Source organism: Stenotrophomonas sp. INTA L402-1 (assembly GCF_059295135.1).
In genome coordinates this window covers 94,932-112,775 of sequence record NZ_JCAFWP010000001.1, presented here as the reverse complement: position 1 = coordinate 112,775, position 17,844 = coordinate 94,932, and the positions used below count along the sequence as shown (strand labels likewise).

Sequence of the window (17,844 nt, the reverse complement as noted above, 5' to 3'; positions counted from 1 at the left end):
GGCGGCTTCGGCCGCCGCCTCTGCCGATGGACACGTCCCCCGTGCAAAGTCCTACTCCCATCGTCACCGGCCCACGCGAATTCGAGTTCGCCGACCGTGATTTCCGCCGCGTCTGCGACCTGATCTACCAGCGCGTGGGCATTGCCCTCGCCCCGGCAAAGCGCGACATGGTCTATGGCCGCCTGTCGCGCCGCCTGCGCACGCTGGGCATGCGCAGCTTCCAGCAGTATCTGGACCATCTGGAGCAGGAAGACGGTGACGAGTGGCAGGCGTTCACCAACGCCCTGACCACCAACCTGACCTCCTTCTTCCGCGAACCGCACCACTTCGACAAGCTGCGCGAGGAGCTGCAACAGCGCGCCAGCCGCACACCGCTGCTGCTGTGGTCCTGCGCGGCGTCCACCGGCGAAGAGCCGTACTCGATGGCGATTACCGCCTGCGAGGCCTTCGGCACCCTGAAGCCACCGGTACGCATCATCGCCACCGATGTCGACACCCAGGTGCTGGCCACCGCCGGCCGTGGCGTCTACAACATCGATCGCGTCACCAGCCTCGATCCGGACCTGCGCCGGCGCTACTTCCAGCGCGGCAGCGGCCCCAACGAGGGCCAGTGCCGCGTGCTGCCAGCGCTGCGCGAGCTGATCGAGTTCCGCCCATTGAACCTGCTCGCCCCGCGCTACGACGTCGGCGGCCCGTTCGACGCGCTGTTCTGCCGCAACGTGATGATCTACTTCGACAAGCCGACCCAGCGCGCGATCCTGGGCCGGCTGGTGCAGCACCTGTCCGACGATGGCCTGCTCTACACCGGCCACTCGGAGAACTACCTGCACGCCGCCGACCTGATCCAGCCCTGCGGACGCACCCTGTACCGCCGTGCGGCAAAGGCAGGCGCATGAACGCATCGCTGCGCACCGATGATGTGATGCGCTACCAGGACGCGCGCTTCAAGACCATTGCGGCAAAGCTGCTGCCGACCCAGTACCTGGTGGTCGACGACACCACCGCGCTGACCACCACGCTGGGCTCCTGCGTGGCCGCCTGCCTGCGCGACCCGGTGCTGAAGATCGGCGGCATGAACCATTTCCTGCTGCCCGAGGGCAATGCCGGCGACGGCGCACCTGCGCGCTATGGCAGCTACGCGATGGAGCTGCTGATCAACGACATGCTCAAGCGTGGCGCCCACCGCAAGCGCATCGAGGCCAAGGTGTTCGGCGGTGCCAACGTGCTGAAGGGTTTCACCAGCAACCCGGTCGGTACCCGCAACGCCGAGTTCGTGCGCCAGTACCTGCAGGCCGAGCATATTCCGATCATCGCCGAGGACCTGTGCGGCATCCACCCGCGCAAGATCTGGTTCTTCGCCGATACCGGCCGCGTGGTGGTGCAGCGCCTGCCGCATGCCCATGAGGCCGAAGTGGCCGCGACCGAATCGGCGGTGCGTGCACGCCTGTCCAAGGCCCCGGTCACCGGCGGCGTGGAGCTGTTCGAATGACCCTGACCGGCAACGCCCCCTGCCGGGTCCTGATCGTCGACGACTCCGCCGTCGTGCGCCAGATGCTCACCGAGATCCTGTCCAGCGATCCGTCCATCGACGTGGTCGGCACCGCCGCGGACCCGCTGCTGGCACGCGAGAAGATCAAGCGCCTGGCCCCCGACGTGATCACCCTGGACGTGGAAATGCCGCGCATGGACGGCCTGGCGTTCCTGGAAAACCTGATGCGCCTGCACCCGCTGCCGGTGGTGATGATCTCCTCGCTGACCGAGCGCGGCGCCGACACCACCCTGCAGGCACTGGCGCTGGGCGCGGTGGACTTCGTCTCCAAGCCGAAACTGGACGTGGCGCGCGGCCTGCAGGCCTACGCCGACGAGATCATCGCCAAAGTGAAGATGGCGGCGCGTTCGCGCGTTCGCCCGCTGGTGCGCGCTGCCGCACCGAAGCTCCTGCTGGATGCCTCCCCAGCGACGCGTCCCGCCACGCCCCAGTTCCGCACCACCGACCGGCTGATCGCGATCGGCTCATCGGCCGGTGGCACCGAAGCGCTGCGTGTGGTGCTGGAAGGCATGCCCGCCGACGGCCCGGCCGTGGTGATGACCCAGCACCTGCCGGCCAGCTTCAGCAGCGCCTTCGCCGAACGCCTGGACCGGCACTCGGCGATGGCCGTGCGCGAGGCCAGCGACGGCGAGGCCGTGCTGCCCGGCCACGCCTACCTTCCGCCCGGCGGCAAGCACCTGCGGATCATCCGCGACGGTGCGCGCTGGCGCTGCCGGGTCGACGACGGCCCTGCGGTTAACCGGCACAAGCCAGCGGTCGATGTGCTGTTCCGCTCGGTCGCGCAGAACGTCGGCGGCAACGCCATCGGTGCCATTCTCACCGGCATGGGCGATGATGGCGCACGCGGCCTGCTGGAAATGCGCCAAGCCGGCGCCCCCACCCTGGTGCAGGACGAGGCTACCAGCGTGGTCTGGGGCATGCCCGGTGCCGCGTTCAAGCTTGGGGCGGCCGAAGAGCAGGTGCCGCTGGAACGGATTGCCGAGCGGTTGCTGGCGCTCGCGCGCGGCTGATTGCCCGCCCCGGCTCAAGGACTCCGCTTGCAGTAGATCCACGCCATGCGTGGAGGCCGTTGTAGAATCGAGCCATGCTCGACTCATCGCGCATGGCCCGAACAGCAGCCACGCGTGGATTCGGCACTACAGGCCATCAGGCAACAAGAAAACCCCCGGCTTTCACCGGGGGTTCTTCGTTTCAACGGGTTGCCGGCCAGCGGCCGGCACTACCATGCGTCGTCCGCTCACAAAAAACCCCCGGCGCGAGCCGGGGGCTTTTCGTTACCGCATCAGGCGGCGACCGTCTTGGCCACGTCCTGGTATTCCTCGATCTGGTCGAAGTTCATGTAGCGGTAGATCTCCGCACCATTGGCGTTGATCACGCCGATGTCCGCCATGTACTCCTCCTTGGTCGGGATGCGGCCCAGACGCGAGCAGATCGCGGCCAGTTCCGCCGAACCCAGGTACACGTTGGTGTTGCGGCCCAGGCGGTTCGGGAAGTTGCGGGTCGAGGTCGACATCGCGGTGGAGCCTTCGCGGATCTGCGCCTGGTTGCCCATGCACAGCGAGCAGCCCGGCATTTCCATGCGTGCACCGGTGGCGCCGAAGGTGCCGTACACGCCTTCCTTGGTCAGCTCCGAGGCATCCATCTTGGTGGGCGGGGCCACCCACAGGCGGGTCGGCAGGTCACGCTTGCCTTCCAGCAGCTTCGCAGCGGCACGGAAGTGACCGATGTTGGTCATGCACGAACCGATGAACACTTCGTCGATCTTGGCGCCGGCCACTTCGGACAGGGTCTTCACGTCGTCCGGGTCGTTCGGGCAGGCCACGATCGGCTCGTGGATGTCGGCCAGGTCGATCTCGATGACGGCAGCGTATTCGGCATCGGCATCCGGCTCCAGCAGCTCCGGGTTGGCCAGCCACGCTTCCATCTTCTCGATACGGCGCTGCAGCGAACGCGGATCCTGGTAACCCTCGGCAATCATCCACTTCAGCAGGGTGATGTTGCTGTTGAGGTACTCGATGATCGGCTCCTTGTTCAGGCGCACCGAGCAACCGGCCGCCGAACGCTCGGCCGAGGCGTCGGACAGTTCGAACGCCTGTTCGACCTTCAGCTCCGGCAGGCCTTCGATTTCCAGGATGCGACCGGAGAAGATGTTCTTCTTGCCAGCCTTGGCCACGGTCAGCAGGCCCGACTTGATCGCGTACAGCGGGATCGCATTGACCAGGTCGCGCAGGGTCACGCCCGGCTGCATCTTGCCCTTGAAGCGCACCAGCACCGACTCCGGCATGTCCAGCGGCATCACGCCGGTGGCAGCGGCGAAGGCAACCAGGCCCGAACCGGCCGGGAACGAAATGCCCACCGGGAAACGGGTGTGCGAGTCACCACCGGTACCAACGGTGTCCGGCAGCAGCATGCGGTTGAGCCAGCTGTGGATCACGCCGTCGCCCGGACGCAGCGAGACGCCGCCACGGGTGGAGATGAACTCCGGCAGGGTATGGTGGGTCTTCACGTCCACCGGCTTCGGATAGGCGGCGGTGTGGCAGAACGACTGCATCACCAGGTCGGCCGAGAAGCCCAGGCAGGCCAGGTCCTTCAGCTCGTCACGGGTCATCGGGCCGGTGGTGTCCTGCGAGCCGACCGAGGTCATCTTCGGTTCGCAGTAGGTGCCCGGGCGCATGCCCTGGCCTTCCGGCAGGCCACAGGCGCGGCCGACCATCTTCTGCGCCAGCGAGAAGCCCTTGCCGGTATCGACCGGCTGCACCGGCAGGCGGAACAGGTCGGTCGGGGCCAGGCCCAGCGCTTCGCGCGCCTTGCCGGTCAGGCCACGGCCGATGATCAGCGGAATGCGGCCACCGGCGCGCACTTCGTCGAACAGGACTTCGGACTTGACCTGGAACTCGGCGATCACTTCGCCGTTCTTCAGCGCCTTGCCTTCGTACGGACGCAGCTCGACCACATCGCCGTGCTCCATCTTCGACACGTCCAGCTCGATCGGCAGTGCGCCGGCATCTTCCATGGTGTTGTAGAAGATCGGGGCGATCTTCGAACCCAGGCAGACGCCACCGGCGCGCTTGTTCGGGATGAACGGAATGTCATCGCCGGTCCACCACAGCACGCTGTTGGTGGCCGACTTGCGCGAGGAACCGGTGCCGACCACGTCGCCAACGTAGGCGACCAGGTGACCCTTGTCCTTCAGGTCGAGGATCTGCTGGATCGGGCCGCGCTTGCCGTCTTCTTCAGGGGTGAACGGCGCGTCGTCGCGCTTGTTCTTCAGCATCGCCAGGGCGTGCATCGGGATGTCCGGGCGGGTGGTCGCGTCCGGTGCCGGCGACAGGTCGTCGGTGTTGGTTTCGCCCGGCACCTTGAACACGGTGACGGTCAGGCTCTGCGGCACTTCCGGGTTGCTGGTGAACCACTCGGCGTCGGCCCAGCTCTGCAGCACGGCCTGGGCGTTGGCGTTGCCGGCCTTGGCCTTTTCCTGCACATCGTGGAAGGCATCGAACACCAGCAGGGTCTTCTTCAGACCGTTGGCGGCGAGGGTGCCGACGCTGGCGTCGTCCAGCAGCTGCACCAACGGGGCAACGTTGTAACCGCCGAGCATGGTGCCCAGCAGTTCGGTGGCGCGCTCACGGCTGATCAGCGGGTTCTGCTCGCTGCCCAGGGCGATTGCCGCCAGGTACGAGGCCTTGACCTTGGCCGCGTCATCGACGCCGGCCGGCACGCGGTGGGTCAGCAGGTCGAGCAGGAACTCGGCCTCGCCCTGCGGCGGGTTCTTCAGCAGTTCGATGACATCGGCCGTCTGCTGCGCGCTCAGCGGCAGCGGCGGGATGCCAAGCGCAGCGCGCTCGGCGACGTGGTGGCGGTAGGCTTCCAACATGACAACTCCCGGGTAATGCGTAGGTTGAAAAAACAAAATGGGCTCAGGCTTGCGGCACGATCAGCTTCAGGCCCTTGAAGTAGTCGCGGTAAAACGTGTCGTTCCAGGTGATCAGGCCATCGCACTGCAGCAGTGCGTGGGCGCCGACCATGAATTCGTCCAGGCTGCGGCGGCTGCCGCTGCGCTGGCGGTGGCGGCGGTGCATCTCGCCGGCGCGCAGCGCCGACTTGGCTTCCATCGGGTTGAAGTGCACGCCCATTTCTTCCAGCGCTTCGAGCACCTCGGCACCGCCACGCAGCGATGCGCAGACCTCGGCCAGGGTCGCGCCGCAGACCACCACACGGCCGCCTACCAGGCTCTGCCTGAGGATGGCTTCCACGGCATCGGCCTGCGGACCATTGCTGAGCAGCTCGACCAGCACCGGAGAGTCGACGGCGATCATCACGGCTTATTCCTCGTCACGCACCGCACGTACCGCTGCGTCGGACGATTCGAAACCGTCCAGCGCGAACTTGCCGCGCGCCCGTGAAATGGCATCGTCAACACTCTTGCGCAGGATGATGCGGCTGCCGTCCAGCTCGACCTTCAGCAGCGTGCCCTTGGTCAGGCCGAGGGCATCACGCACCGCCTTGGGCAGGGTGATCTGTCCGCGTTCTGCAACAGTGGCTTCCATCAGTAGGCCCTCCAGAGTATGCACAAATTATACATACTTCCCCGGGCATACTTCCACCCTGAACAGGACCGGCACCCCGCCAGCCCTTGCCTCGCAAAGGATCGGCCACAAACGTGACATACGCCATACACCTTCCCCTGTAGTCTGGAACCGATGCCGCAGGCCGGAACCCGGCCCGGGTGAATCCATTCAGTTTCGGGTTCATACTGGAACCACCGGGGCCGTCAGGCCCGCGGCGACCGCAAGCAGGTCCGCCCATGCGCGGGCCACTGCAAGCCATCCGCAAGAAGGAGTTACCCCGCATGAGCGATTCGTTCTCCACCCGCAGCCAGCTGAACGTCGGCGGCAAGACCTACGACTACTTCAGCCTGCCCACGCTGGGCCAGCGCTTCGATATCTCCCACCTGCCCTACTCGATGAAGATCCTGCTGGAGAACCTGCTCCGGCACGAGGACGGCGGCATCACCGTCGGCAAGGACCACATCGAAGCCGTGGCCCGCTGGAACCCGGCGGCCGAGCCGGACACCGAAATCGCCTTCATGCCGGCGCGCGTGGTCCTGCAGGACTTCACCGGCGTGCCCTGCGTGGTCGACCTCGCCGCGATGCGCGACGCGGTGGTCAAGCTCGGCGGCTCGCCTGAGCAGATCAACCCGCAGATTCCCTCCGAACTGGTCATCGACCACTCGGTGCAGGTCGACGTGTTCGGCAAACCGGACGCGCTGGACCTCAACGGCAAGATCGAATTCCAGCGCAACCAGGAACGCTACGGCTTCCTGCGCTGGGGCCAGAAGGCCTTCGACAACTTCAAGGTAGTGCCGCCGAACACCGGCATCGTCCACCAGGTGAACCTGGAGAACCTGGCCCGCGTGGTGATGACGGCGGACAAGGACGGCAAGGCGGTCGCCTACCCCGATACCGTGTTCGGTACCGACAGCCACACCACGATGATCAACGGCATCGGCGTGCTGGGCTGGGGCGTGGGCGGCATCGAAGCGGAGGCGGCCATGCTCGGCCAGCCGTCGTCGATGCTGATCCCGCAGGTGGTCGGCTTCAAGCTGACCGGCAAGCTGCCCGACGGCGCCACCGCCACCGACCTGGTGCTGACCGTCACCCAGATGCTGCGCAAGCTGGGCGTGGTCGGCAAGTTCGTCGAGTTCTACGGTGACGGCCTGCAGCACCTGCCGCTGGCCGACCGCGCCACCATTGGCAACATGGCGCCGGAATACGGCGCCACCTGCGGCATCTTCCCGATCGACGCCGAGTCGCTGAACTACCTGCGCCTGTCCGGCCGCAGCGAAGAGCAGATCGATCTGGTCGAAGCCTATGCCAAGGCGCAGGGCCTGTGGCACGAACCGGGCAGCGCGCATGCGCAGTACAGCACCACACTGGAACTGGACATGGGCACGGTGAAGCCGTCGCTGGCCGGCCCGAAGCGTCCGCAGGACCGCGTGCTGCTGGAAGACGTTCAGAAGAACTACCGCGAAGCCCTGGTTGGCCTGACCACCAACCGTGACAAGCGCAGCGACGATGTCTCCTCGTTCGTCAACGAAGGCGGCGGTGCCGCGGTCGGCAACGAGCAGCTGGCCAAAGGCTACGCCGACATCGAAACCGAAGGCCGCAAGGTCCGCCTGAAGGACGGCGCGGTGGTCATCGCGGCCATCACCTCGTGCACCAACACCTCCAACCCGGCGGTGATGATCGGTGCCGGCCTGCTGGCCCGCAACGCGGCCGCCAAGGGCCTGAACCGCCAGCCGTGGGTGAAGACCTCGCTCGGCCCAGGTTCGCGCGTGGTCACCGATTACCTGGAAAAAGCCGGCGTACTGAAGGAGCTGGAGAAAATCGGCTTCTACGTGGTCGGCTACGGCTGCACCACCTGCATCGGCAACTCCGGCCCGCTGCCGACCGAAGTCAGCGCCGGCATCGCCACCGGCGACCTGGTGGTCACCTCGGTGCTGTCCGGCAACCGCAATTTCGAGGGCCGCGTGCACCCCGAAGTGAAGATGAACTACCTGGCCAGCCCGCCACTGGTGGTGGCCTACGCCATCGCCGGCACCACCGACATCGACCTGACCACCCAGCCGCTGGGTACCGGCAGCGATGGCCAGCCGGTGTTCCTGCGCGACATCTGGCCGAGCAACAAGGAAATCGGCGACGTCATCGCTGCCACCATCGGCCCGGAGATGTTCAAGCAGAACTACGCCGATGTGTTCAAGGGTGATACCCGCTGGAACACCATCGCTTCGCCGGACGGCAACCTGTACGAGTGGAGCGATGCCTCCACCTACATCAAGAACCCGCCGTACTTCGATGGCATGACCATGCAGACCGGCAGCATCGACGACGTGCACGGCGCACGCGTTATGGGACTGTTCGGCGATTCGATCACCACCGACCACATCTCCCCGGCCGGCAACATCAAGAAGGATTCACCTGCCGGCCGCTTCCTGCAGGAGCGCGGCGTGCAGCCGGCCGACTTCAACAGCTACGGCAGCCGCCGCGGCAACGATGACGTCATGGTCCGCGGCACCTTCGCCAACATCCGCATCAAGAACCTGATGTTCGGTGGCGAGGAAGGTGGCAACACCCTGTACTACCCGGCCGGCGGCGGCCAGCCGGAAAAGCTGGCGATCTACGATGCAGCCATGAAGTACAAGGCCGACAAGGTGCCGCTGGTGGTGCTGGCCGGCAAGGAATACGGCACCGGCTCGTCGCGTGACTGGGCGGCCAAGGGCACCCTGCTGCTGGGGGTGAAGGCGGTCATCGCAGAGAGCTTCGAGCGCATCCACCGCTCCAACCTGGTCGGCATGGGCGTGCTGCCGCTGCAGTTCCGCAACGGCGAGAACGCCCAGAGCCTGGGCCTGGACGGTTCGGAAGTGATCGACATCACCGGCCTGCAGGACGGTGCCAGCAAGCGCGCCACGGTCACCGCCACCAAGGCTGATGGCACGAAGAAGACCTTCGAGGTCTCGGTAATGCTGTTGACCCCGAAGGAAGTCGAATACTTCCGTCATGGCGGCCTGCTGCAGTACGTGCTGCGCCAGTTGGCAGCAAAGTAACGGGTAACGCCGGGCCATGCCCGGCGCATCCTGCAAGCAAACGCAAAGGGCCGGATCCTCACCGATCCGGCCCTTTGCTTTGGCGTTCACCGGTCATGGCCCGGCGCTAACTACCGCCGCGGTGCGTCCGGGTCGGTGCGCAGCGCCTTCAGCAGGCCCCACATGTAGAACGCCAGGGTGAACGAGAACGGCAGGCCGCACAGCACCACCGCCGTCTGCATCGCACTGAAGTTGCCGGCCAGCAGCAGGCCGACGCTGGCCACGGTGATGCCGGCTGCCCAGAACACGCGCAGCCAGATCGGCGCGTCATGGCCGTCCTCCACGCCATCGTCAACGCGACGCGTGCACAGGTTGGCGATCATCAGCGTGCCCGAATCGACCGGAGTCAGGAACAGCACGAAGCCGATCACCACTGCGGCGCCGGCCACGTACGGCGCGGCGGGCAGGTACTCCAGCAGCTTGAACAGCGTCATCGCCGCATCATGCTGGGCCACGTCACCCAGGATCGCCTGGCCGTGGTTGAGCACCAGGTCGATGGCGGTGTTGCCGAAGATCGACAGCCAGGCCAGGGTGAAGCCGAGCGGGATCAGCAGCACGCCCATGATCACTTCGCGGATGGTGCGGCCACGCGAGATGCGCGCCACGAAAAGACCGACGAACGGCGCCCAGGCGATCCACCACGCCCAGTAGAACAGCGTCCACGAGCCCATCCACTCACGGCCCTTCGGGTCGTTGAGGTACATGTCGAAGCTCTTGCGCACGAATGCGCCGAGATAATCGCCGGTGTTCTGGATCAGACCATCGAACAGGTGCAGGGTCGGGCCGGTGACCAGCACGAACAGCAGCAGGCCGCACAGCAGGCGCACGTTGAGGTTGGAGAGCCAGGCAATGCCCTTCTCCACGCCCGCCACCACGCCGATGGTGGCCACCACCATCATCACCAGCACGATTGCCACCAGCACCTGCGGCGTATCCGGAATGTGGAACAGGTAGACCAGGCCGGACTGCACCACCAGCGCGCCGATGCCGAGGTTGGTCACCATCGAGATCAGCGTGGCAAGGATGCCAAAGCCATCGACCATGTCGCCGATGCGGCCATGGATGCGCTCACCGAAGATCGGGTACAGCGCCGAGCGCAGCGCCAGCGGCAGGTCGCGGCGGTAGGCGAAATAGCCCAGCGCCACGCCGACCAGCGCATACAGCGCCCAGCCGTGCAGGCCCCAGTGCAGGAAGGTCAGCACCATCGCCTCGCGGCCGGCGGCCACGGTCCCGCCGGGCTGCCCGGGCGGATTGAGGAAGTGGTCCAGCGGCTCGTAGGCGCCGTAGTACAGCAGCGCAATGCCGATGCCGGCCGAGAACAGCATCGACACCCAGGCCACGTAACCGAAGGCCGGTGATTCCTCGTTGTGGCCCAGGCGGATGCGGCCGTACGGCGAGAACGCCAGCCACAGCACGAAGCCCAGGCACAGCACGATCAGCAGCATGTACCACCAGCCGAACGCCGCCGAGACTTCGGCCTGCGCCCACTGCAGCCAGTGCTCGCTGCTTTCGGGATAGAGAACGGTAAGCAGCCCGAGGATGCCGATCGACACCGAGGAGCTGAAGAAGACAAAACGGTTCAAGCGCAGGGGCGAACGCTTGGGATGAGCCAGGGAAGACATGGGGTCGTCTCATCAAGTCCGAGGGGGCACATGGGCGGGGCCGGACCGGTAAACCGGGCCCATGGCGTGGGGCGCGAGCGCATCCTAGGGTTTATTGATTGAACGTTCAATCAATAAAAAGCATAATGGCGGGCAGCCCGATCCTTCGGGTCGCAATCCGTGGAGAGACAATGCCGAAGAAAGGCGTGGAACCGGTACGGCGCGAGCAGCTGATCCGGGCCACTTTCCAGACCATCGACGAGATCGGCATGGCCGATGCTACCGTCGCCACCATCGCGAAGAAGGCCGGGCTGTCCAGCGGCATCGTCGCCCATTACTTCGGCGACAAGGACGGCCTGCTCAATGCTGCAATGCGGCAGATCCTGCGCGAACTGAAGGAGGCGGTCGCCCGCTACCGCGCCGACGTCGGCGACGACCCGCGCGACCAGCTGCGCGCCATCGTCGATGGCAACTTCGACGACAGCCAGATCAACGGCACCGCGATGCGCGTCTGGCTGACCTTCTGGGCCGCCAGCATGCACCAGCCGGAACTGGCCCGGCTGCAGCGCGCCAACGACCAGCGCCTGTTCTCCAACCTGTGCCACCAGTTCAACCGCCTGCTGCCCCACCCGCAGGCCCGCCTGGCCGCCCGCGGCCTGGCCGCGATGATCGACGGCCTGTGGCTGCGCGGCAGCCTGGTCGGCGGCCAGTTCAATGCCGAGAAGTCCCGGCGCATCGCTTACGGCTACATCGACTTCCAGTTGCAGGCTGCCGCGCTATAAGCGTTGCAGCACCCGCCCCCTTCCAAGGAGTACGCCCCCATGACCACCCTGCCCGTCCAACAGCTCTACATCCACGGCCAGCGCGTCGATGCCACCAGCGGCAAGACCTTCAAGACCGTGAACCCGGCCACCGGTGAGGTGATCGCTGAAGTGCAGGTTGCCAGCCAGGCCGACGTCGAACGCGCCGTGCAGAGCGCGGCTGAAGGCCAGAAGGTGTGGGCGGCGATGACTGCCATGGAGCATTCGCGCATCCTGCGCCGCGCCGTCGAGATCCTGCGCGAGCGCAACGACGAACTGGCCCACCTGGAAACCCTGGACACCGGCAAGGCGCTGGCCGAGACCACCACCGTGGACATCGTCACCGGCGCCGACGTGGTCGAGTACTACGCCGGCCTGGCCACCGCCATCGAAGGCATCCAGCTGCCGCTGCGCGAATCGAGCTTCTTCTACACCCGCCGCGAGCCGCTGGGCGTGGTCGCCGGCATCGGCGCCTGGAACTACCCGATCCAGATCGCCATGTGGAAGTCGGCCCCGGCCCTGGCCGCCGGCAACGCGATGGTGTTCAAGCCGTCTGAAGTGACCCCGCTGACCGCGATCCGCCTGGCCGAGATCTACACCGAAGCCGGTGTGCCGGCCGGCGTGTTCAACGTCGTGCAGGGTCCGGGCCGCGAGATCGGCCAGTGGCTGACCGAGCACCCGTTGATCGAGAAGATCTCCTTCACCGGCGGCGTCGCCACCGGCAAGAAGGTGATGGCCAGCGCTGCCTCCTCGTCGCTGAAGGAAGTGACCATGGAGCTGGGCGGCAAGTCGCCGCTGGTGATCTGCGATGACGCCGACCTCGACCGCGCCGCCGACATCGCGGTGATGGCCAACTTCTTCAGCTCCGGCCAGGTCTGCACCAACGGCACCCGCGTGTTCGTGCCGCGCAGCATGCTGGCCGCGTTCGAAGCCGCCGTGGTCGAGCGCGTCAAGCGCATCCGCATCGGCGACCCGATGGCCGCCGAGACCAACTTCGGCCCGCTCACCAGCTTCCCGCACATGGAAAACGTGCTGCGCTACATCGAAAGCGGCAAGGCCGAAGGCGCCCGCCTGCTGACCGGCGGCGGCCGTGCCACCGAAGGCACGCTGGCCAATGGCGCCTACGTGCTGCCGACCGTGTTCTCCGACTGCCGCGATGACATGACCATCGTCAAGGAAGAGATCTTCGGGCCGGTGATGAGCATCCTTGCCTACGACGACGAAGACGAAGTGGTGCGTCGTGCCAACGACACCACCTTCGGCCTCGCCGCTGGCGTGGTCAGCAAGGACGTCAGCCGCGCCCATCGCATCATCCACCGCCTGGAAGCCGGCATCTGCTGGATCAACACCTGGGGCGAATCGCCGGCCGAAATGCCGGTTGGCGGCTACAAGGAATCCGGCGTCGGCCGTGAGAACGGCCTCTCCACCCTCGGCCACTACACCCGCATCAAGTCGGTGCAGGTGGAACTGGGCGACTACGCCAGCGTGTTCTGATCGGCGCGCCCCGAGCGCGCACCTTCGTCCGGCCACTGCGCCGATCCGACATTCCGCCGGGACGCCTGCACGCAGCGCGCCCCGGCCTGCAGGAGACACCCATGAGCACCCATAACGAGTACGACTACATCATCATCGGCGCCGGTTCGGCCGGCAACGTGCTGGCCACCCGCCTCACCGAAGATGCCGATGTCAGCGTGCTGCTGCTGGAAGCCGGTGGCCCGGACTACCGGCTCGACTTCCGTACCCAGATGCCGGCGGCGCTGGCCTTCCCGCTGCAGGGCAAGCGCTACAACTGGGCGTACAAGACCGATCCCGAGCCCTTCATGAACAACCGCCGCATGGACTGCGGCCGTGGCAAGGGGCTGGGTGGCTCGTCGCTGATCAACGGCATGTGCTACATCCGCGGCAACGCGATGGACTACGACAACTGGGCCAGCATGCCGGGCCTGGAAGACTGGACCTACCTGGACTGCCTGCCGTACTTCCGCAAGGCCGAAACCCGTGACATCGGCCCCAACGACTACCACGGTGGCGAAGGCCCGCTGCGGGTGACCACGCCGAAGGCCGGCAACAACGAGCTGTTCGCCGCGATGGTCGAGGCCGGCGTGCAGGCCGGCTACCCGCGCACCGACGACCTCAACGGCTACCAGCAGGAAGGCTTCGGCCCGATGGACCGCACGGTGACCCCGAAGGGCCGTCGTTCCAGCACCGCCCGTGGCTACCTGGACCTGGCCAAGCCGCGCCCGAACCTGACCATCGTCACCCACGCACTGACCGACCGCATCCTGTTCTCGGGCAAGCGCGCGGTGGGCGTGCAGTGGCTGCACAACGACCAGCCGCAGCGTGCCACCGCGCGCCGCGAAGTGCTGCTGTGTGGCGGCGCCATCGCCTCGCCGCAGATCCTGCAGCGCTCGGGCGTCGGCCCTGCCGACCTGCTGCGCAGCCTCGACATCGACCTGGTGCACCACCTGCCGGGCGTCGGCGCCAACCTGCAGGATCACCTGGAGATGTACCTGCAGTACGAGTGCAAGAAGCCCGTCTCGCTGGCCCCGGCTCTGAAGCTGTACAACCAGCCGGCCATCGGTGCCGAGTGGCTGTTCCTGGGCACCGGCATCGGCGCCAGCAACCAGTTCGAGGCCGGTGGCTTCATCCGCAGCGACGCCGAATTCGACTGGCCGAACCTGCAGTATCACTTCCTGCCGGTGGCGATCAATTACAACGGCTCCAACCCGATCAAGGCACACAGCTTCCAGATGCACGTCGGTTCGATGCGCTCGCCCAGCCGCGGCCGCATCCACGTGCGTTCGAAGGATCCGCGCGAACATCCGAGCATCCTGTTCAACTACATGTCGCACGACCAGGACTGGCGCGAGTTCCGCGCGGCGATCCGCATCACCCGCGAGATCTTCGCGCAGCCGGCCCTGGCCCCGTACAGCGGCCGCGAAATCTCGCCGGGCAGCGCACTGCAGACCGATGCGCAGATCGATGCGTTCGTCCGCGAGCATGCCGAGACCGCCTACCACCCGTCGTGCTCGAACAAGATGGGCCATGCCGATGACCCGATGGCGGTGGTCGACGGCCAGGGCCGCGTGCACGGGCTGGAAGGCCTGCGCATCGTCGATGCCTCGATCATGCCGCAGGTGGTGACCGGCAACCTCAACGCGCCGACCATCATGATGGCCGAGAAGCTGGCCGACGTGATCCGTGGCCGCACCCCGCTGGCCCGCAGCACCGCGCCGTACTACAAGGCCAACGGCGCACCGGTACGCAAGCAGGGCTGACGCAAGCGCCCCGCTTGGGGCCACGGTAGTGCCGGCCGCTGGCCGGCATCCACCGGAATCCCGATCGAGCGCAGATGCCGGCCAGCGGCCGGCATTACCAAGCGAAGAGGCCCCTCGGGGCCTCTTCGCGTTTTCCCTACGGCGGGGTATGCTGCAATGAACGGCCATTGTCGATACGCTCAGGGCCGTAACCTAAAACATCACGATTCCTGGAGGGGGAATATGAGTCTGGATCGTCCCTGGCTGCAGAGCTATCCGAAAGGCGTTCCCGCCGAAATCGACGTCAACGAATTCCATTCGGTCGCCTCGGTCTTCGACGCTTCCGTCGCGAAATTCCGCGACCGTCCCGCCTACTCCAGCTTCGGCAAGGTCCTCACCTATGGTGAGACGGACGCGCTGGTCACCCAGTTCGCCGCCTACCTGCTGGGTGAGCTCAAGCTCAAGAAGGGTGACCGCGTCGCCCTGATGATGCCCAACTGCCTGCAGTACCCGGTGGCCACCTTCGGCGTGCTGCGCGCCGGCCTGACCGTGGTCAACGTCAACCCGCTGTACACCGCGCGCGAACTCAAGCACCAGCTGGTTGATGCCGGCGTCAGTGCCCTGGTGGTGGTCGACAACTTCGGCGACACCGTCGAACAGGTCATCGCCGATACACCGGTCAAGCACGTGGTCACCACCGGCCTGGGCGACCTGCTCGGCGCCAAGGGCGCGATCGTCAACTTCGTGCTGAAGTACATCAAGAAGATGGTGCCCAACTACCACATCAAGGGCGCCGTCCGCTTCAAACAGGCGCTCAAGCTGGGCAGCCGCCACGCGCTTCCGGCGGTCGAGATCGACCACGACGACATTGCCTTCCTGCAGTACACCGGCGGGACCACCGGCGTGGCCAAGGGTGCGATGCTGACCAATTGCAACCTGATCGCCAACATGCAGCAGGCGTCGGCGTGGCTGTCCACCTCGGGCATCGAGCCGGGCAAGGAAGTGATCATCACTGCCCTGCCGCTGTACCACATCTTCGCGTTGACCGCGAACGGCCTGGTCTTCATGAAGTTCGGTGGCTGCAACCACCTGATCACCAACCCACGCGACATGAAGGGCTTCGTCAAGGAGCTCAAGGGCACCCGCTTCACCGCCATCACCGGCGTCAACACGCTGTTCAACGGCCTGCTCAACACCCCGGGCTTCGACGAGATCGACTTCTCTTCGGTCAAGTTCACCCTGGGCGGCGGCATGGCGGTGCAACGTGCCGTGGCCGAACGCTGGAAGAAGGTCACCGGCGTGACCCTCGTCGAAGCCTATGGCCTGACCGAGACCTCCCCCGCGGCCTGCATCAATCCGCTCACCCTGCCCGAGTACAACGGTGCCATCGGCCTGCCGATCCCGTCCACCGATGCCTGCATCAAGGACGACAACGGCAACATCCTGGCGCTGGGCGAAGTGGGCGAGCTGTGCATCAAGGGCCCGCAGGTGATGAAGGGCTACTGGCAGCGTCCGGAAGAAACCGCCACCGCCATCGATGCCGACGGCTGGCTGCACACCGGCGACATGGCGAAGATGGACGAACAGGGCTTCTTCTACATCGTCGACCGCAAGAAGGACATGATCCTGGTGTCCGGCTTCAACGTGTACCCGAATGAGGTCGAAGACGTCATCGCGATGATGCCGGGCGTGCTGGAAGTCGCCGCCGTCGGTGTCCCGGACGAAAAGTCCGGCGAAGTGGTCAAGGTCGTGATCGTGAAGAAGGACCCGAACCTGACCGCGGAAATGGTCAAGGAACATGCGCGGGCAAACCTGACCGGTTACAAGCACCCCAGAATCGTAGAATTCCGAAAGGAGCTGCCGAAGACCAACGTCGGCAAGATTCTCCGTCGCGAGCTGCGTGATACGCCCGCCCAGTAAGGGTTTCCGGGCAACGGGAGAGTACAGGGACCCCGCCGGGGACGGCGGGGTCTTTTTATTACCGGAACATGGCCGGTACAGCGCTTGCGGGCGGTTCACGACGGGTGCATAGAATCAGTCGCCGCCGCACGTTCAGCCCGCCCCCTCACTCCTCTCCGTCCGCTCTGCGGTTGGCCGGACGGTCACACGGAGAACTCCCATGTCCGCAGTACGCCCCATCATCACCCGTCCCTCGCAGCACCCTACCCTGCGTATCACCGAAGAACCCGAGCGGGATGTCTACTGGATCCACATGCACGCCAACCTGGTCAACCAGCCGGGCCGGCCGTGCTTCGCCTCGCGCCTGGTCGATGACATCGTCGACTACCAGCGCGAACTGGGCGATCGCCTCAGCGCCTCGCACGCTCTGTCACCCCATGTCGTTCTTGCCTCGGACAGCGACGTGTTCAACCTGGGTGGCGATCTCGAACTGTTCTGCCGCCTGATCCGCGAGGGCGACCGCGCCCGCCTGCTCGACTATGCCCAACGCTGCGTGCGCGGCGTGCATGCCTTCCATGCCGGCCTGGGCACCCGTGCCCACAGCATCGCCCTGGTCCAGGGCAATGCACTGGGTGGCGGCTTCGAGGCCGCACTGAGCTGCCACACCATCGTCGCCGAGGAAGGCGTGTTGATGGGCCTGCCCGAGGTGCTGTTCGACCTGTTCCCGGGCATGGGCGCCTACTCCTTCCTGTGCCAGCGGATCAGCCCGCGCCTGGCCGAGAAGATCATGCTGGAAGGCAACCTCTACACCGCCAGCCAGCTGAAGGAGATGGGCCTGGTCGACATCGTGGTGCCGGTGGGTGAAGGTGTTGCCGCGGTCGAACAGGTGATCAAGGAAAGCCGGCGCATTCCGCACGCGTGGGCGGCGATGCGTGAGGTCAACGAGATCGCCACCATGGTGCCGCTGCATGAAATGATGCGGATCACCGAGATCTGGGTGGACACCGCCATGCAGCTCGGCGAGAAGTCCCTGCGCACCATGGATCGGCTGGTACGGGCGCAGGCCCGGCGCAATGGCGACCCGGCCTGACCGTCT

At 66.1% G+C, this 17,844-nt stretch carries 13 protein-coding genes; 9 read left to right on the top strand and 4 right to left on the bottom strand.

From position 1 onward, the window contains the following. The first annotated feature begins 26 nt into the window (after positions 1–26). The 3 genes from AC5O77_RS00455 to AC5O77_RS00445 are packed head-to-tail and all read left to right on the top strand — an operon-like array spanning position 27 to position 2,559. Positions 27–896, top strand: a complete 870-nt coding sequence (locus tag AC5O77_RS00455) for a CheR family methyltransferase (protein ID WP_088025867.1) — start codon at positions 27–29, stop codon at positions 894–896. Then, complete coding sequence (gene cheD, locus AC5O77_RS00450; RefSeq protein WP_008264676.1) at positions 893–1,489, top strand: chemoreceptor glutamine deamidase CheD; 597 nt, start codon at positions 893–895, stop codon at positions 1,487–1,489. Before AC5O77_RS00455 ends, cheD begins: the two co-directional genes overlap by 4 nt. Further along, positions 1,486–2,559 (top strand): protein-glutamate methylesterase/protein-glutamine glutaminase, encoded by a 1,074-nt coding sequence (locus AC5O77_RS00445; RefSeq protein ID WP_494506309.1) that lies wholly within the window; start codon positions 1,486–1,488, stop codon positions 2,557–2,559. The genes cheD and AC5O77_RS00445 overlap by 4 nt, the downstream gene beginning before the upstream one ends. A gap of 272 nt (positions 2,560–2,831) precedes the next feature. Here the strand turns inward: AC5O77_RS00445 and acnB are convergent, their stop codons facing one another. From acnB to AC5O77_RS00430, 3 genes are read right to left on the bottom strand one after another with little or no spacing between them, the layout of a single operon-like run. Further along, the gene (gene acnB / locus AC5O77_RS00440) at positions 2,832–5,423 is read right to left on the bottom strand and encodes a bifunctional aconitate hydratase 2/2-methylisocitrate dehydratase (RefSeq protein ID WP_478057269.1); all 2,592 of its coding nucleotides are present in this window, start codon (positions 5,421–5,423) and stop codon (positions 2,832–2,834) included. 43 nt (positions 5,424–5,466) lie between these two features. Then, the gene (locus AC5O77_RS00435; protein WP_008267153.1) at positions 5,467–5,865 is read right to left on the bottom strand and encodes a type II toxin-antitoxin system VapC family toxin; all 399 of its coding nucleotides are present in this window, start codon (positions 5,863–5,865) and stop codon (positions 5,467–5,469) included. Positions 5,866–5,871: 6 nt separating this feature from the next. After that, the gene (locus AC5O77_RS00430; RefSeq protein ID WP_005409505.1) at positions 5,872–6,096 is read right to left on the bottom strand and encodes an AbrB/MazE/SpoVT family DNA-binding domain-containing protein; all 225 of its coding nucleotides are present in this window, start codon (positions 6,094–6,096) and stop codon (positions 5,872–5,874) included. A gap of 302 nt (positions 6,097–6,398) precedes the next feature. Between AC5O77_RS00430 and acnA the strand changes: the two genes are divergently transcribed. After that, complete coding sequence (gene acnA / locus AC5O77_RS00425) at positions 6,399–9,152, top strand: aconitate hydratase AcnA (RefSeq protein WP_494506308.1); 2,754 nt, start codon at positions 6,399–6,401, stop codon at positions 9,150–9,152. Between the two features lie 110 nt (positions 9,153–9,262). Here the strand turns inward: acnA and AC5O77_RS00420 are convergent, their stop codons facing one another. Further along, positions 9,263–10,813: a BCCT family transporter gene (locus AC5O77_RS00420; protein ID WP_032129837.1), complete on the bottom strand. Its 1,551-nt coding sequence runs from the start codon at positions 10,811–10,813 to the stop codon at positions 9,263–9,265. A gap of 170 nt (positions 10,814–10,983) precedes the next feature. Here AC5O77_RS00420 and betI point away from each other — a divergent pair, with 170 nt between their 5' ends. The 5 genes from betI to rpfF all read left to right on the top strand — a co-directional run bounded on the left by betI (position 10,984) and on the right by rpfF (position 17,838). Further along, positions 10,984–11,574 carry a transcriptional regulator BetI gene (gene betI, locus AC5O77_RS00415; RefSeq protein WP_136639724.1) on the top strand — a complete coding sequence of 197 codons (591 nt, stop codon included), beginning with the start codon at positions 10,984–10,986 and terminating at the stop codon, positions 11,572–11,574. 39 nt (positions 11,575–11,613) lie between these two features. After that, entirely contained in the window at positions 11,614–13,086 is a 1,473-nt protein-coding gene (gene betB, locus AC5O77_RS00410; protein WP_494506307.1) for a betaine-aldehyde dehydrogenase, read from the top strand. 101 nt (positions 13,087–13,187) lie between these two features. Further along, entirely contained in the window at positions 13,188–14,870 is a 1,683-nt protein-coding gene (betA, locus tag AC5O77_RS00405; protein ID WP_014037074.1) for a choline dehydrogenase, read from the top strand. A 222-nt stretch (positions 14,871–15,092) separates the two neighbouring features. Then, positions 15,093–16,769 (top strand): long-chain fatty acid--CoA ligase, encoded by a 1,677-nt coding sequence (locus AC5O77_RS00400; RefSeq protein ID WP_478057266.1) that lies wholly within the window; start codon positions 15,093–15,095, stop codon positions 16,767–16,769. Positions 16,770–16,968: 199 nt separating this feature from the next. Continuing rightward, positions 16,969–17,838: a diffusible signal factor synthase RpfF gene (gene rpfF / locus AC5O77_RS00395; RefSeq protein ID WP_012480080.1), complete on the top strand. Its 870-nt coding sequence runs from the start codon at positions 16,969–16,971 to the stop codon at positions 17,836–17,838. Positions 17,839–17,844: the final 6 nt, after the last annotated feature.

Excerpts from the sequence above, each read along its gene's own strand:
- AC5O77_RS00455 (WP_088025867.1), top strand. The coding sequence starts at position 27 with ATGGACACGTCCCCCGTGCAAAGTCCTACTCCCATCGTCACCGGCCCA.
- cheD (WP_008264676.1), top strand. The coding sequence starts at position 893 with ATGAACGCATCGCTGCGCACCGATGATGTGATGCGCTACCAGGACGCG.
- AC5O77_RS00445 (WP_494506309.1), top strand. The coding sequence starts at position 1,486 with ATGACCCTGACCGGCAACGCCCCCTGCCGGGTCCTGATCGTCGACGAC.
- acnB (WP_478057269.1), bottom strand. The coding sequence starts at position 5,423 with ATGTTGGAAGCCTACCGCCACCACGTCGCCGAGCGCGCTGCGCTTGGC.
- AC5O77_RS00435 (WP_008267153.1), bottom strand. The coding sequence starts at position 5,865 with ATGATCGCCGTCGACTCTCCGGTGCTGGTCGAGCTGCTCAGCAATGGT.
- AC5O77_RS00430 (WP_005409505.1), bottom strand. The coding sequence starts at position 6,096 with ATGGAAGCCACTGTTGCAGAACGCGGACAGATCACCCTGCCCAAGGCG.
- acnA (WP_494506308.1), top strand. The coding sequence starts at position 6,399 with ATGAGCGATTCGTTCTCCACCCGCAGCCAGCTGAACGTCGGCGGCAAG.
- AC5O77_RS00420 (WP_032129837.1), bottom strand. The coding sequence starts at position 10,813 with ATGTCTTCCCTGGCTCATCCCAAGCGTTCGCCCCTGCGCTTGAACCGT.
- betI (WP_136639724.1), top strand. The coding sequence starts at position 10,984 with ATGCCGAAGAAAGGCGTGGAACCGGTACGGCGCGAGCAGCTGATCCGG.
- betB (WP_494506307.1), top strand. The coding sequence starts at position 11,614 with ATGACCACCCTGCCCGTCCAACAGCTCTACATCCACGGCCAGCGCGTC.
- betA (WP_014037074.1), top strand. The coding sequence starts at position 13,188 with ATGAGCACCCATAACGAGTACGACTACATCATCATCGGCGCCGGTTCG.
- AC5O77_RS00400 (WP_478057266.1), top strand. The coding sequence starts at position 15,093 with ATGAGTCTGGATCGTCCCTGGCTGCAGAGCTATCCGAAAGGCGTTCCC.
- rpfF (WP_012480080.1), top strand. The coding sequence starts at position 16,969 with ATGTCCGCAGTACGCCCCATCATCACCCGTCCCTCGCAGCACCCTACC.